Annotated in this window: 11 protein-coding genes; all 11 read right to left on the bottom strand. The window is 69.0% G+C overall.

Translation table 11 applies throughout. From position 1 onward, the window contains the following. Positions 1 to 5 precede the first annotated feature (5 nt). The 11 genes from ABD976_RS13250 to ABD976_RS13200 all read right to left on the bottom strand — a co-directional run bounded on the left by ABD976_RS13250 (position 6) and on the right by ABD976_RS13200 (position 14,522). Positions 6 to 2,552: an NB-ARC domain-containing protein gene (locus ABD976_RS13250; RefSeq protein ID WP_345362700.1), complete on the bottom strand. Its 2,547-nt coding sequence runs from the start codon at positions 2,550 to 2,552 to the stop codon at positions 6 to 8. A 540-nt stretch (positions 2,553 to 3,092) separates the two neighbouring features. Next, positions 3,093 to 3,989: a class A beta-lactamase gene (gene bla, locus ABD976_RS13245; protein WP_345362697.1), complete on the bottom strand. Its 897-nt coding sequence runs from the start codon at positions 3,987 to 3,989 to the stop codon at positions 3,093 to 3,095. A gap of 117 nt (positions 3,990 to 4,106) precedes the next feature. Continuing rightward, entirely contained in the window at positions 4,107 to 4,991 is an 885-nt protein-coding gene (locus tag ABD976_RS13240; RefSeq protein WP_345362694.1) for an SAM-dependent methyltransferase, read from the bottom strand. A gap of 24 nt (positions 4,992 to 5,015) precedes the next feature. Continuing rightward, positions 5,016 to 6,368, bottom strand: coding sequence for a cytochrome P450 (locus tag ABD976_RS13235; RefSeq protein ID WP_345362691.1), 1,353 nt, complete (start codon positions 6,366 to 6,368; stop codon positions 5,016 to 5,018). After that, complete coding sequence (locus ABD976_RS13230; RefSeq protein ID WP_345362688.1) at positions 6,365 to 7,540, bottom strand: cytochrome P450; 1,176 nt, start codon at positions 7,538 to 7,540, stop codon at positions 6,365 to 6,367. The genes ABD976_RS13235 and ABD976_RS13230 overlap by 4 nt, the downstream gene beginning before the upstream one ends. 50 nt (positions 7,541 to 7,590) lie before the next feature. Further along, a complete protein-coding gene (locus tag ABD976_RS13225; RefSeq protein ID WP_345362685.1) occupies positions 7,591 to 8,637 on the bottom strand; it encodes a polyprenyl synthetase family protein in 1,047 nt (348 codons plus the stop codon). Positions 8,638 to 8,695: 58 nt separating this feature from the next. Beyond that, complete coding sequence (locus tag ABD976_RS13220; protein ID WP_345362682.1) at positions 8,696 to 10,624, bottom strand: KedN5 family methylcobalamin-dependent radical SAM C-methyltransferase; 1,929 nt, start codon at positions 10,622 to 10,624, stop codon at positions 8,696 to 8,698. A 122-nt stretch (positions 10,625 to 10,746) separates the two neighbouring features. After that, complete coding sequence (locus tag ABD976_RS13215; RefSeq protein ID WP_345362679.1) at positions 10,747 to 11,901, bottom strand: cytochrome P450; 1,155 nt, start codon at positions 11,899 to 11,901, stop codon at positions 10,747 to 10,749. A 10-nt stretch (positions 11,902 to 11,911) separates the two neighbouring features. Next, positions 11,912 to 12,721: an alpha/beta fold hydrolase gene (locus ABD976_RS13210; RefSeq protein WP_345362676.1), complete on the bottom strand. Its 810-nt coding sequence runs from the start codon at positions 12,719 to 12,721 to the stop codon at positions 11,912 to 11,914. Continuing rightward, positions 12,718 to 13,752 carry an acyl-CoA dehydrogenase family protein gene (locus ABD976_RS13205; RefSeq protein WP_345362673.1) on the bottom strand — a complete coding sequence of 345 codons (1,035 nt, stop codon included), beginning with the start codon at positions 13,750 to 13,752 and terminating at the stop codon, positions 12,718 to 12,720. The genes ABD976_RS13210 and ABD976_RS13205 overlap by 4 nt, the downstream gene beginning before the upstream one ends. After that, a complete protein-coding gene (locus ABD976_RS13200) occupies positions 13,749 to 14,522 on the bottom strand; it encodes a methyltransferase (RefSeq protein WP_345362670.1) in 774 nt (257 codons plus the stop codon). The genes ABD976_RS13205 and ABD976_RS13200 overlap by 4 nt, the downstream gene beginning before the upstream one ends. Positions 14,523 to 14,625: the final 103 nt, after the last annotated feature.

Genomic DNA, 14,625 nt, shown 5'->3' with positions numbered 1-14,625 from the left:
CTCTTTCAGTCCACCCATCTTACGCTTGTGGCACGTGGACCTCGCTTGTCAGTATCAGTCACATTAAACGAAACCATCCCACCCTCGGCCAGATGCCCCCAATGTGACTCATCAGCAAGGTCACGAAGATGAAAGAAGTAGTCGACTGAATCAATACTTGCGAACGCGTACAGTTTATCGGAGCGAATTGTTTTCACACGTGCCAATTTGCGCTCAAGCAATCCCGATTCGACACACCGAATCCTTTCGCGAAGACGCGATCCGAACTCTGCGGCCTTGCGTGCATGGAATTCTTCGCCGAGCATTTGGTTAAGCTCTAGAGACAACGCGCTCAACTGCAGGAGCCGGTCACATGATTCACCTGGCAGAAACTCAATACTTGTCATTTCTGCAAACTCGACAACGAGCTCAAGGAATTCGAGCGCCGACTCAACATCGCCTTCTTCCATGATTTTCCGAAGTTGATACACTCCGGCACGCAGCCCTAAAGCCACTGACGCAATCCCTTGAGGCCTCGCCAATTTGAGGCCGAGTACATGTCTTGTGGTTTCGAGAACGTCTGCAAACCTGCCCTGCAAAAGGCTTCCCCACGCAACGTGGAATAGTACATCCGGGTGCTCAATATTCTTACGTGCAGCTTTCCTCAGGTAGCTTACCCCGGCTTCGATATCGATGCTTTCATCGATCAAAAAAGAGCCAAAGAAGTAGTACAATGGAGCATAGTCGTGGGCCAGCTCACAAGCCCTTTCATAAGCATTTCTTGCGGACGTGTAGTCGGACATGAATGTGTGCACAAAGGCTTCTACACGCCAGGTCTCGAAGTAGCTGGGCGCAAGACGACGAGCTTCACCACAGCCTTCGAGCGCCTCTCGGAATTGACCATTGCGCGCTGCTCGAATTGATTCGCGCAGCAACCGTGCAGCACTGTAGTCACCAGGACTCTGCACACTCACAGTGTACGGATCGAAGGGCGAGGCGGTGTTTTCTGCCCGCAAAGAGATACCGAGGTCTAGCAACTTTTTATTTCGTTCCTGGAACACACGCCGCTCGTCTTGCCCAACGCGGTGCCTTTTGTCCAAGTAGCTTCGGCCAAACTCGGTTACCTCATAGTTTGTTTCAGTATCTTGATTTCCTGACGACATCCGCATCTGCGTGAAGTTGGTCGTCAGGAGCTCAAGCAGGGAAGCATGCGTTCGATCAGCGGACATTTCGGTCAAAAAAGCAATTTCGGCGTGCGTTCGCTGCCCAGGTAATACTTGAAGACACCGTAAAACAACCCGAGCATCGTCACCAAGATATTCGTAGACGTTGGACATGCAGTAGTCGAGCAGAAGCTCGTTATCCGCCAGCAACTCCTCGGGCCGAAGCCCTGCTTGAATCCCCGAGACAAACCACTTAATATAGGCTGGGCGACCGCCCATTCGCGCGGAGATCCCGGCAATAGCTTCTTGAGACAGACCCTCTAGTGCCCTGACATCTCGCATGCCAGCCAATTTTCGCAAAAGCGTTTGGGCTTCGCCTTCTTCTAAGGGGGGAAGACTTACCGGATTCTCTACACCGACCCCGATCCGACTAGTAATGATCACCTTGCTGCCGATGGGAATTTCCAGCAGAAACTCGCGCAATCGAGCATCGAGCACAGTTTCTAGATTGTCCAAGATTAGCAGGACCTTGAAATGCTCCAGATAGTCTAGCACTTCACTTGCCGGGTCTTCAGGCTCTGCTGCCCCCAGTGTTTTAGCTGCATTCATAAACAGCCCGAGTGAATCTTCGATTGCGCCATTAATGCGCTCTATCTCATTAATTGTTAAGTTCTGCGACTTGGCGGTCACCCACACGATCGCATCGAAACCAGCGTTTTCGTCTAATAGTTCATAGGCGACCTTGAGGGCAATAGCGGTCTTTCCGATGCCGCCATCCCCAAGGATTGATATTACAGGATATGCACCTTTGACAATTTTTTTAATCCTTTGCACTTGCTTGCGTCTGCCGTAAAATCCTGTTTCTTCAAAGTCAGGTATGGGCAGGTTGTGCATCGGAGCATTGTCTTTTTCTCGAGGAAGGTCAACAGTCAACCCCAAGACATAGTATGGTTCGTTCTCAAGCCTGGCAAGCGCATTAGCCAGCATAGGCCAATTTGATAACGCCGCCCCACTGCAAAGATCCTTACACAGGTCATACATTCTAGCGAGATCATCGATCTCCATAGGGCGAGTATGTGCCACACGGTTCCTGATCGGCACTACTCCTGAAAGCCGATCTTTCACCGATTCCAACTGTACAGCGAGATCATTCGGAATATGCGCCCTGTTGCGTCGCAAAATTTGGAAGCCATCGGCAAAGTCAATATAGGAGAGCAATGCAGTCGGGGAATCGTTTTTTACAGCGCCTCGCTCGCGTCGAATCCGCTCGCTCGCCTTCTGATATTCAGCATCCGAGAATACTTTGCCAGGAATTGTGTCCACCAGAAGGGTGTCAATATGAAGCCTAAGGTCCTCCTCCAGCGCAGAGATCAGCGCGAAGCAAGTTAATCTTGACTGACTATGGGCCATAACGCCTACTTTGGTGATATTATTGATCTTACCCAGGTGGACATCCTATGACACTAAGCGCTGGCATAACCGTGTTGTGCGCGAAGCAAAGTGCAAGACATTACTAATTAGTCCATACGGCGGAACTCAGACGTTCAGATGGTCTGCTCGTGCAAAGCATTCGGGTGCGCTAACAGCGCCTTGGGCGCAGATACTCAAAGACTCTCGCCTCCATGCTCGCTGCCATCGCGCCGTCTATCATCTGTTTAGCCTAAACACGCCACTCTAATAGTTCTTTGTCCGAGAGCACAAGTACCTTGTCAATTCGAACTAAATCACGAGGAAGTCATCTAGGAGCTATGTCCAAGAACGGGCAATGGCGCGATCGCCCAGACTTATCGGCACCACCGGGCGAAAAGGTTTTGCAGGGAGCTCGCACAGGACCCAGCCCGGTGGGTCTAAGGCCCTGCCTGTGGTGCGGCGACAAATGCTGATACGGCGCCGACCGACGATGGTGACCGACCCGCCCCGCGCGGAGCACCTCCGCGCGGGGCGGGTCGGTCACTCGAAGGCGCCGAGGGCGACCTCCGCCGCCCGCGCGATGAGGGCGTCGTCGTAGGCGGCGTCCTTCGCGTCGCGGTCGGACAGCACCGAGATCATGATCGGCGCCCGGTCCGGCGGCCGGACCACGGCGATGTCGTTGCGGGTGCCGTAGTCGGCGGCGCCGGACTTGTCGCCGACCTGCCAGCCCGCCGGCGCGCCCGCCTTGATCAGGGCGTCGCCGGTGGTGTTGGTGCGCAGCAGTTCGTTGAGCAGGGCGCGCTGCGGCTCGGGCAGGGCGTCGCCGACGGTGAAGGCGCGCAGGCTGGTGGCCAGGGCGCGCGGCGTGCTGGTGTCCCGCGGATCACCGGGCGAGGTTTCGTTGAGCTCGGTCTCGATCCGGTCGGACCGGGTGGTGGTGTCACCGAGGGCGCGCAGCGCCGCGGTGAAGCCCTCGGGCCCGCCCAGCTCGCCGAAGATCAGGTTCGCCGCGGTGTTGTCGCTGTAGCGGACCGCGGCGTCGAGCACCGCGCGCAGCGTCATCCCGGTGTCGACGTGCTGCTCGGTGATCGGCGAGTAGCTCACCAGGTCGTCGCGGTCGTAGTGGATCACCCGCTCCAGCCCGGCCATGTCGGTGCGCTGCAGGACCGCACCCGCCGACAGCGCCTTGTGCGTGGAGGCGAAGGCGAAGCGCTCGTCGGGCCGGTACGCGATCTCCTCGCCGGTCGCGGTGTCCACGGCGTAGACGCCCAGCCGGGCGTCGAACTCGCGCTCCAGCGCGCGGAAGTCGGCGTGCGGGGCGCGGGTGCCCGGTTCCGGGGCGGCCGGTTCCGGGGCCGCTCCGGCGCTGCCGCAGCCGACGAGCGCGAGGAAGGCCACGGGCGCCACGAGTACCCGCAGGATGCGCGGTGCGTGCACGGATTTTCCCTTCGTCGTCGATCAGCCCGGGGAATCCGGGCGATCATCCGACGTATATCACCGCACCACCGGGCGAACCGGCGGAGACCGCGGAAGGTGACCGGAACCACCGGCGGCTCACGCGCGCGCGACCACGAGGGCGTAGCCGATCGCGGTCAGGTCGTTGAGCTGCTCGGTCACCGCGGCGATGGTGTCGACCGCCGCGGTCCCCAGGTCGCCGAACTCCGCCGCCTTCGCCCGCAGCGCGGGCAGGAACGCCTCGACGAAGGCGTCGTCGGCGCGGATGGTGTTGGCCGAGATGTCGGCGACCTCGACGGGGGCGAGCCCCGCCCGGCGGACCAGGTCCGGGTACTCCGCGAGCGGGCAGAACCCGCCGAGGTGGAACGAGGCCATCACCTCGGCCGCGGCGCCGCGCTCGTGCGCGGTCATCGGGGCGAGCTGGACGAAGTCGGTCAGCGCGACCAGCCCGCCCGGCCGGACCACCCGCGCCACCTCGCGCAGCACCCGCACCCGGTCGGGCAGGTGCGGCGGCGATTCGAACAGCCACGCGGCGTCGAACGAGTCCGCCGGGAACGGCAGCGCGGCGGCGTCGGCGAGCAGGAAGGACAGCCGGTCGCCGAGCCCGCGCTCGCGGCCCAGCCGGGTCGCGGCGGCCACCTGCTCCGCGCTCACGGTGATGCCGACGACCTCGACCCCGCGGTCCTCGGCCAGGCGGACCGCGGGCTGCCCGGTGCCGCAGCCCACGTCGAGCACCCGCTGCCCCGGGCCGACCTCGATCCGGTCGATCATGATGCCGGTGAGCCGTTCGGAAGCCGCGGCCATCGCGTCGACGCCCGGCACGGCGTCCTCGTCCCAGTAGCCGAGGTGGATGCTGCCGCCCAGCACCTCGGCGAAGAAGTCGCTGAGCTGGTCGTAGACGTCGGCGACGTCGCTGAACGGCGCGTTCTGCTGGGACACGGGCTGCTGGGGCACGGGCTGCTGGGGCACGGGCTGCTGGGGCACGGGCTGCTCCTCCTGGTCGGTGCGTCAGCGGATCCGGGTGACCCGCATCCGGTCGCCCAGCCGCCGCCACTGGGCGACCGTCCTCGGGTGGCGGCGGGGCGCGCGTTCCGGCCGGACCGACCACCGCGCGACGATGGTGGCCAGCCCCAGCACGACCTCGGCGAGGGCGAACTGGTCCCCGATGCACTTGCGGGCCCCGCCGCCGAACGGGAGGAAGGCCTCCCGCGGCGGCTGCGGGCGCGACGCGCGGTCCCAGCGGTCCGGGTCGAAGCGGGCCGGGTCCTCGTACAGGTCGCCGCGGTGGTGGATGAGGCAGGAGCTGTAGACGATCGTGGTGCCCGCCCGGATCCGACGGCCGCCGAGCTCGGTGTCCCGGGTGGTGGTCCGGGTGAACATCTCGCCGGCGGGCGGGAACAGGCGCAGCACCTCGGTCACCACCCGCCGGGTGAACTCCAGCTCGGACAGGTGGCCGAACTCGGCGGGACCACCGGCGAGCACGGCGTCGGCCTCGGCGCGCACCCGCCGCTCCGCGTCCGGGTGGAAGGCGAGCAGCCGCAGCGCCCACACCAGCGCCAGCGCGGTGGTCTCCAGCCCCGAGGCGAAGAAGGTCAGGACCTGGTCGCCGATCTCGGCGTCGGACAAGCCCCGGCCGTCCCCGTCGAGGTCGCGGGCGGCCAGCAGCGCGGAGAGCAGGTCGCCCCGGTCCGCGCCGGAGGCCCGGCGCTCGGCGACGATGGTGGTGACGATCCCGCGCAGCCGCGCGCGTGCCCGGCGCAGGCGGCGGTGGCCCGGCAGCGGCAGCTCGGCCACCACCGCCGGCGCCGAAGCCCGCAGGTACAGCCCGCGCACCACGGCGGTGACGTCGTCGACCGCCTGCCGCAGCGCGTCCGGCGGCAGCGCGTCGCGGAACATGGTCTGCACCGCGATCCGCGCGCTCAGCGCGCCCATCTCCCCCGGCATGTCGAGCACCTGGCCGTCCGCCCAGCCGCGGGTGACCTCGTCGATGCCCGCGGTCATGGTCTCGCCGTAGCCGGGCATCCGGGTGTGGTGGAACGCGGGCTGGATGAGCCGCCGCTGCCGCCGGTGCCGGTGGTGGGCGCAGGTGCCGAGGCCGTCGCCGAGCCACTCGCGGATCCGGTCGAACAGCGCACCGCCCTTGTCGAAGACCTTGTCGTCGCGCAGCACCCGCTGGGTCAGCTCCGGGGTGCAGACGACGACGGCCCGGTCCGGCCCGAGCCTGATCCGCACCAGGTCGCCGTGCGCGGGCAGCGAGGTCAGGAACGCGTGCGAGTCGCGCAGCAGCGCCGGGGCGTGCCCGATCCCGGGCAGGCCGCCGGGCGCCATCGGGATGTCCGCCGGGCGGGATCGCGCGGTCACCACGTGACCGGTAGTTCGACCAGGCCGCCGGTCTGGGTGTTGCGGTGGACCCGGAGCTCCTCGACGTCCGCCGCCAGCCGCATCCGGGGGAAGCGGTCGACGAGCTTGCGGAAGACCGTCTCCAGCTCGACCTTGGCCAGCGGGGCGCCGATGCAGTAGTGCGGGCCGTGCCCGAACGACAGGTGCCCGCCCGCCTCGCGGCCGACGTCGAACCGGTCGGGCTCGGGAAAGGCGTCCGGATCGTGGTTGGCCGCGCCGTTGTCCAGCAGCACCAGGTCGCCCTCGCGGATGGAGACCGCGTCGAGCTGGAAGTCCTTCCGGGCGTAGCGCGGGATGTCGCCGCCGGCCGGACCCGGGGTCGCGCGGATCAGCTCGTCGACGGCGTTCGGGATGACGTCCGGGTCCGCCACGATGATCCGCCACTGGTCCGGGTTGAGCAGGAACAGCAGCATCCCGTAGCCGATGTGGACGGAGGTGGTCTCGAAACCCGCGAACAGCAGGACCATCGTGTAGTACGCGGTCTCGGCGTCGTCCACGCCCTCGGTCCCGCACAGCCGCGAGGTGATGTCGTCACCGGGATCGGCGTGCTTGCGGGCCACGAGGTCCTGGCAGTACCGGTACAGCGCGTCCACGGCGCGGGCGGAGCCCGCCCGGTCGGTGACGTCGGCGGCGGCGTGGATCCAGGCGCGGAACTCGGCGCGTTCGGCGTAGGGGACGCCGAGCAGCTCGCACACCACCAGGACCGGCAGCGGCAGCGCGAGCGCCTCGACGAGGTCGACCGGCCGCTCCCGGTCGGCGAGCGCGTCGACGAGCTCGGTGGCCAGCACGTCCACCCGGTCGCGGAGCTCCCGGATCCGCTTCGGGGAGAAGTGCGGTTGCAGCAGGGCGCGGGTCCGCGCGCTGTCCTGCGGCTCGGTGGCGTAGTTGCCGAGCGGACCGCTCACCAGCACCGATTCGCCGATGCGGGCGGCGCGGTCCGGATCGGGGTGGGAGCGCCCCAGCACGTCGCCCGCGAGCAGCCGCTTGACCTCGGCGTAGTCGGTGACCAGCCACGCCGGGTCGCCCACCGGCGTCCGGACCGCGTGCACCGGTCCCCGGGATTGCAGCTCGCGCAGCAGGGGCGGCACGCGGAGCGGGTGGGTGCGTTCGAAGGGCAGGGCGGTGGTGTCCATGTCGTTCCCGTCTGGTCGGCTACCGGAGGTTGCGTCCTGCGGGCGCGAGCTCACTGGTCCCGGTCGATGGCGGCTTGGGCGAACCCGCGCAGCCGGTCGCGGCTGGGCGTCGGCGGCAGCACCCGCAGCGCGGCGATCGCGTTCTCCGAGTACTCCCGGGCCATGGCGGCGGCGGTGGTGATCGCCCCGGTGCGCTCCAGCACCGCGACCAGGACCTCGCGCCGCACGGCGGGGTCGTCGTCGCCGACGAGCACCTCGGCGATGGCGATCCGGTCCTGCGGGGAGGAGGCCCGGTGCGCCAGCAGCACCGGCAGCGTCAGCCGCCCGTTGCGGATGTCGCTGGTGTCGGGCTTGCCCATCGCGCCGGTGTCGCGGGTGTAGGACATCAGGTCGTCGTGGAGCTGGAAGGCGCAGCCCAGGTTCTCGGCGTAGACGCCCAGCGCCCGCACCAGGTCCTCGCCCCCGCCGGCCAGCAGCGCGCCGCACTCGCACGCGCCCCGGAACAGCGCGGCCGTCTTCAGCCGGACCATCGTCAGGTAGGCGTCGAGGTCGAAGTCCCGCCGCGCGCACAGTTCGGCTTCGAGGCTCTGGCCCCGGCACAGGTCGATCCCGCACCGCGCCACCACGTCGAGGGCCGCGACGATCCGATCGGCCGCCGCGCCGGTGCCGCGGCACTCGGCCAGCGCGGCGAACAGGTCGAAGATCAGCGCGTCCCCGGCCACGATGGCGTTGTCGGCGCCGAACCGGTACTGCACCGAGGGTTTCCCGCGCCGCAGCTCGTCGTCGTCGATGATGTCGTCGTGGACCAGGCTGGCCACGTGCCCCGATTCCGCGCCGACCGCGGCGGGCAGCACCACGTCGGCGTCCCCGCCGACGGCGAGCGCGGATTCCAGCAGGAGCACCGGCCGGAACAGCTTGCCCGCGGGCACCAGCGCGTGCGCGCACATCGCCCCGAGCATGCTGGTCTCGGCCTGCCAGCGGTCCGCGAGCCCCGCGCCCACCTTCTCGGCGAGCAACGCCGGTCCCGGGTCGCCCGGGGCCCGGTCCTGCGGGTCGGCACCGCCGAACGACGGGTCCATCGTCACACGACCAGCCATCGCTATCCCTCCGTGGTTCGCGAAGAGCCCACCGCCGGGTCACCGGCCTGCGAGCGGGTCACCGTCGGGCGAGCTGCCGTTCGAGGCGGCCCATGTAGTAGATGATTTCCTCGTGGTTGGTGGACGGCAGGAACCGGTCGGCGCCGACCTTGTAGTAGAGGGAGCTCACCGTCTCGGTGAGCAGGTGCTCGTAGGGTTCGTCGCGCCGCAGCGCCAGGGTCACCGCGGGCACGTCGAAGCCCTTCCAGACGTCGCGCCACACGTAGTAGTCCTCCCCGTCGACCACCACCCGGGGCAGCGTCTCGTTGGCGTAGCGCGGGGACGGTGCGCGACCCGGCACGGTGTAGGCGGGCAGCGTGCGGAGGTCGAACTCGAAGACGGTGTCCAGCAACGGGTGCGACTCCTGCGGCACGCGCGGCAGCACCGATTCGCGCCACCAGCGCCGCAGCATCTCCTTGGCCTCGTCGTCGCCGTAGAGCAGGGTCAGCACCGGGGCGAGCACGTCGGAGTCGGTGAACGAGTTGACCATGCCGCTGCGGAACGGCTCGGTGGCCGGGTTCGGGTCGTGGTCGAACCAGTCCATCAGCGACCGGATCAGCTCGGACTGGGTGATGCCGCCCAGCGCGCGCAGCGGTCCCCAGACGTAGCGGAACACCGGGTTCTCGGCGACCAGCCGGGACACGAAGATGAACCGGTGCATGTACCGGTTGTCCCGGGGCGACATGGTGTCGTGCGACAGCAGGTACTCGAAGTCGTCGGTGTTGCCCCGGACGGTGACCAGGCCGAAGCGGTCCCGGTCGGTGTGGTAGGTGGTGTTCGGCAGGATCAGCATCGGGTACACCGCGACCCGGGAGACGTGGCCGGCGAGCCGGTCGTAGCCCTTCATGAAGGACTCGATGGTCTCCCCCGGCGCGCCCCAGATGAGCTCGGCGTAGCAGTCCAGGCCCTCCTTGCCCAGCCACTCCGCCAGGCCCTCCCAATCGTTGACCTTCATGTTGCGCCGGTTCATCAGGTCCAGCGTGGTGTCGTCGAGGGTCTGCAGGGCGAGGGTGAAGGAGCTGTGCAGCCCGGCTTCCTTCATCACCTTGACGATCTCGTAGAACACCGCGGACTTGTTCTTGGCCCACGAGGTCTCGATGCTCTTGGGGTAGCCGTACTCGCGCCGCACCGCGATGACGTCCTCGACGAATTCGAGGTCGATCGGCATCATCCCGAAGTTGGCGTCGCACAGCACCAGCGTGTGCACCCCGTGCCGGGCGAACAGCTCGATCTCCTGGCGCAGCCGCTCCCGGGAGAAGGCGCGCACCCGCTGGCCCACGGCCCCGCCCCAGTAGCAGAACGAGCACTTGTACGGGCAGCCGCGGTTGGTCTCCAGCAGCGCGACGTCGTAGGGGAACTCGCCGTTGTCGTCGGTCAGCGGGATGGCGCCGGTGAGGAACGGCGAGGCGATCGAGTCGAGGTCGTCGATCCGGGGCCGGTCGGCGGTGGTGACGACCTGCCCGGCGGTGTCCTGGAACGAGATCCCCTCGACGTGGTGCAGGTCCCGCGCCGAGGCCCCGTCCAGCCGGGCGCGCAGCAGGTCGCGGAAGGTGAACTCGCCCTCGCCGTTGACCACGACGTCGACGAAGGGGTGCATGCCGAACACCCGGGTCGCCTGCTGGGACACGTGGTTGCCGCCGAAGACCGCCCAGCCGTCCGGGTTGAGCTGCTTGAACGTCTCGGCCAGCGCGGCGAACTCCTGGTAGTTCCAGCCCAGCACGGAGAACGCCAGCACGTCCGGGACGCCGTGCTGGAACAGCTCGTTGGCCATGCCGAAGAGGGTTCCGCCGCCGTCGAAGTTGCGGATCCGGATGTCCGCACCGGCCGCGATGCGCTCGTCCTGCAGCGCGGTCGCCTTCAGGTAACCGGAGGCCAACGGCATCGACTCCAGCGACATGGCCCAGACGCCCTGCTGCACCAGCCATACCTGCAGCGGTCGATCCTCCATGGGAAGTCCCCCTTGCGCTCGTCCCTGTTCGTCGGGGTGGCCTGTTGGTCGGGTGGCCGGTCGTCGGGATGGGCCGGTCGTCGGGTGCGGCGGCTCGCCGGGCGGTTCGGTCGTGGGCCGGTTCACCAGGTCGCGGGCACGCGTTCCGGGCCGGTGTCGATCGGGTGGTCGGTCCACGGGAGCTCCTCGGGCGGCGTGCTCAGCGCGAGGCCGGGGAGCTGGTCGGCCAGCGCGCGGACCGCGGCCACGAGCTCCATCCGGGCCACGGCCGCGCCGATGCACCGGTGCGGGCCGTAGCCGAACCGCACGTGCGGGCGGGGCGTCCGGGTCGGGTCGAACCGGTCCGGGTCGTCGAACACCGCCGGGTCGCGGTTGGCCGCCTCCAGCCGGACGAGCACCATGTCGCCCGCGGCGATGCGCAGCCCGGCGAGCTCGACGTCCGCGCGCGCCCAGCGGGGGATCGCCTCGCCGCTGAGCCCGGCCTGGTGGCGCAGCACCTCCTCGACGGCCCGCTCCGCCGCCGCCTCGTCGCCGAGCCCGCCCAGCCCGCCGTGCGCCAGCAGCTTGACCAGCCCGATGGACAGCGAGTTGATCGTGGTCAGGTAGCCCCCGGAGAGCAGCGCCGCCGCGGCCAGCACCAGTTCGCGGTCGTTGAGCCTGCCGTCGTCGCGGATCGCGACCAGTTCGCTGAGCAGGTCCGCACCGGGATCGGCGCGCTTGTCCGCGATGAGCCCGCCGAGGTGGTCGATCAGTTCCAGCCAGGCGTCCACCCCGCCGTCCAGGTCGTCGACGATGGCCACCGACACCGACTCGGCCCACGCGTCGAACCGGGACCGGGCGCCGGCGGGCACCCCGAGCACCTCGGCGATCACCGCCCGGGTCAGCGGCCGGGACAGCCCGGCCACCAGGTCGCCGGGCGCGCCGCCCGCGCGCAGGTCGGCGACGAGCCCGTGGGCCAGCCCGTCCACCCGCGGCCGCAGGCGGTCCAGCGTCCGCGGGCTCAGGCCCCGGGACAGGGCACCGCGCAGCCGGGCGTGCGGCTCGCCGTCGCACAGCAGCGACTCGGTGTCGACCTCGTCGCCCTCCCGCGTGATGGCGAACCTGCGGTCGGCGAGCACCCGCTGCGCCTCCGCCGCACCGAGCACCAGCCAGGCCGGGGTGCCCGCGCCGGTGGTGGTGCGCACGACCGGGGAGTCGCGGCGCAGCGCGGCGTACTCCGGCGGGGGCGCGAACGGCGAGGTCCGCTGGAAGGGCAGCGCGAACGACTGGGTGTCCATGGTCCTCCCGTCAGGTCCGACCGGTCAGGCCGTCGAGGAACCGCCGCACCGAGGCGTTGAACCGGTCGGGGCGTTCCATGTTGACCAGGTGGCCCGCCCCGGCGACGACGTCGAGCTCCGCGCCCGGGACGGTGGCGGTGATCCGTTCGAGCATCTCCCGCACGTCGACGACGTCGAGCTCGCCGAGGATGCCCAGCAGCGGCGCGGACACCTCGGGCAACCGGGCCCAGGTGTCGGCCGCCTTGCCCGGCAGCACCGGGTCCGGCCGGGCGTGCCGGGTGGCGGTGTGCATCGCCATCGCGCGGCACTCCGCCCGGATCGCCGGGTCGACCTCGTGCGGATCGCGGTGCGGGCCGTCGACCCACAGGTCGAGGAAGCACTCGACGTAGCCCTCGGTGTCCCGCTCGGCGACGCACCGCGCCTGGCGCTCGAGCAGGCCCACCACGAACTCGCCGCGCCAGTGCTGCTCGGAGGTCCCGCACCCGCTGATCACCAGGCCGTCGACGCGCTCCGGGTGGTCCAGCGCCACGTCCAGGGCGCTGGTGCCGCCCATCGACTGCCCGACCAGGAAGGCCGAGTCCAGCCCGAGGTGGTCCAGCAACGCCGTGACGTCGTCGCCGCGCCGGTACTCGGTCGTCGGCGTCGAGGACTCGCCGTGGCTGCGGGCGTCGAGGTTGAGCAGGCGGTAGCCGTCGAACGCGGCGAGCTGCCGCCGCCACACCCGGCGGTCGAGGGTGCCGTCGTGCAGCAGCACGACCGGTGGGCCGTCGCCGAGGTCGTCGTAGGCGAGGTGGCCGTCCGCGCAGGGCGCCCGGTTCATCGGCGGCCTCCCGGTGCGTCCAGCAGTCCCAGCAGCGCCGCCTTCACCTGCGGGCGGCTGGCCACCACGAGGGTGAACAGCGACTCGCGCGCGAGCCGCTGCGCCGGGTGGTCGCGCAGCAGGCCACCGCCGCCCGCGGCGACCACGCAGGCGCCGCCGGCCCGCAGCGCGAGCTCCGAGCACTCGGCGCGCAGGCCGGGCAGGCTCGCCGGTTCGCCCAGCGCCGCGTCGAACCGGGCGCGCAGCGCCCCGGCCTCGGCGCGCAACCGGTCGGCCACCTCCGGCCTGCCCGCGGTCTCCACCGCCGTTGCCGCCCGCTGCACCAGGCCCAGCGGCAGCGCGCCGTCGACGCGCACGCCCAGCGCCAGGCCGTCGAGGAACTCGGCGCGGTCGACGACCGAGGTCACCCGCTCGTCGGGCAGCACCAAGCCGTCGAAGACCAGCCGCACGGTGCTGCTGGCCTGCGCCGCCACCAGGTCGAGCTCGTGGACGGCGGCGACTCCGGGACCGCGTTCGGCGGCGACGAGCCCGTTGACCACCTCCCCGGTCTCCTCGTGCAGCGCCGAGACGTGCAGCACGTCGACCAGCCCCCAGCCGCTGACCAGGGGGACCTCGCCGGTGAGCGACCAGCCGCCGTCGGCACGGGCCGCCCGCAGCCGGGGCGGCACCGGCAGGACGCCGGAGAACGCCCCGCCGCCGCGCAGCTCCCCGCCGGCGGCGCGGGCCAGGAACCGGTCGCGCAGCGCGGTGTTCGGCGTCGTCGCCAGGCCCATCACCACGCCGTGGTGCTGGAGCCAGGTGAAGGTCGTGGTCAGGCAGGCGCTCGCCAGCGTCTCGATCACCTGGAGGAACTCGGTGAACTCCACCCCGGGGCCGCCGAACTCGGGCGGGGCCACCAGGCCGTAGAAGCCGTCCTCGGCGAGCCGCCGGAAGTGACCGCCCGGGATCGTCCCGGTGCGGTCCACCTCGTCGGCGGCGGGCAGCAGCACCTCGTCGGCGATCTTGGCCGCTCGCCGGAGCATCTCGGTCATGCCGCGCGGCCCCCGTTCGCGGTCGGGGCCAGCTCCAGCAGGTGCAGGTGCCACTCGGCGAACCCCTCGGCCCCGCCGCCGATCAGCTCGCCGGGGAACGCCTCGGCGAGCGCGTCGGGGATCTCCGACATCCGCACCTCCGTGAGAACGCCCAGGACGTAGCCGAATTCGGCGGCCAGGTCCGCGATCAGCGTCGGGTTCCCCATCGCCTCGCCGAACCACAGGTAGACCCGGCCGCCGGGGTGCAGCAGCTCCCGGCCCTCGGCCAGGAACCGGCGCAGCTTCGCGTAATCCGGGTCGAACATCGTCTCGTCCCACAGCGACGAGTCGACGACCTCGGCCGGGGCGTTGAGGAACGGCGGGTTCCAGTAGATGCCGTCGAACCGCTCCCCCGGCCGGACGGCCGAGTACAGATCGCTCTCCCGCGCGGTGACCCGGTCGGCGACGCCGTGCCGCGCGGCGTTGAGCTCGGTGTTGCGCACCGCCGCCGGGTTGAGGTCCAGCCCGAGCACGCGCTCGGTGCCCGCCAGGGCGGCGAGCACGGACATGATGCCCGTCCCGCAGCCCATTTCCAGGAATGCCGACATCCGGGCGAAAGGAATCCGGTCGGCGTACAACTCCCCGCCCGGCGAATAGGCGGGCGGCCACACCCCGTCGAGCAGATCCCACTTCCGGCCGAGCAGCTCGAACACATCCGGGCGATCGTCGTCCGAATGGTAGCGATCGATGATGTTCCGGCCGATCAGGAGCTCGAAATCCCGTGCTTCCATGCTGTCCCATCTTCACGTCGGAAGTTTCCGGCGGCAGCCGGCCACCGGGAAAAGGAAAGGAAGAACAACCCCAGCTCGAGCGATTCCCATTCAAACAGCGGCC

This window comes from Saccharopolyspora cebuensis (genome assembly GCF_039542665.1).
GTDB classification, from domain to species: domain Bacteria; phylum Actinomycetota; class Actinomycetes; order Mycobacteriales; family Pseudonocardiaceae; genus Saccharopolyspora; species Saccharopolyspora cebuensis.
This window is presented reverse-complemented; position numbering and strand designations above follow the sequence as displayed.

Bases quoted from the DNA above. Each gene is read 5' to 3' on its own strand.
- ABD976_RS13250 (WP_345362700.1), bottom strand. From the start codon at position 2,552: ATGGCCCATAGTCAGTCAAGATTAACTTGCTTCGCGCTGATCTCTGCG.
- ABD976_RS13230 (WP_345362688.1), bottom strand. From the start codon at position 7,540: ATGGACACCACCGCCCTGCCCTTCGAACGCACCCACCCGCTCCGCGTG.
- ABD976_RS13225 (WP_345362685.1), bottom strand. From the start codon at position 8,637: ATGGCTGGTCGTGTGACGATGGACCCGTCGTTCGGCGGTGCCGACCCG.
- ABD976_RS13220 (WP_345362682.1), bottom strand. From the start codon at position 10,624: ATGGAGGATCGACCGCTGCAGGTATGGCTGGTGCAGCAGGGCGTCTGG.
- ABD976_RS13215 (WP_345362679.1), bottom strand. From the start codon at position 11,901: ATGGACACCCAGTCGTTCGCGCTGCCCTTCCAGCGGACCTCGCCGTTC.
- ABD976_RS13210 (WP_345362676.1), bottom strand. From the start codon at position 12,721: ATGAACCGGGCGCCCTGCGCGGACGGCCACCTCGCCTACGACGACCTC.
- ABD976_RS13205 (WP_345362673.1), bottom strand. From the start codon at position 13,752: ATGACCGAGATGCTCCGGCGAGCGGCCAAGATCGCCGACGAGGTGCTG.
- ABD976_RS13200 (WP_345362670.1), bottom strand. From the start codon at position 14,522: ATGGAAGCACGGGATTTCGAGCTCCTGATCGGCCGGAACATCATCGAT.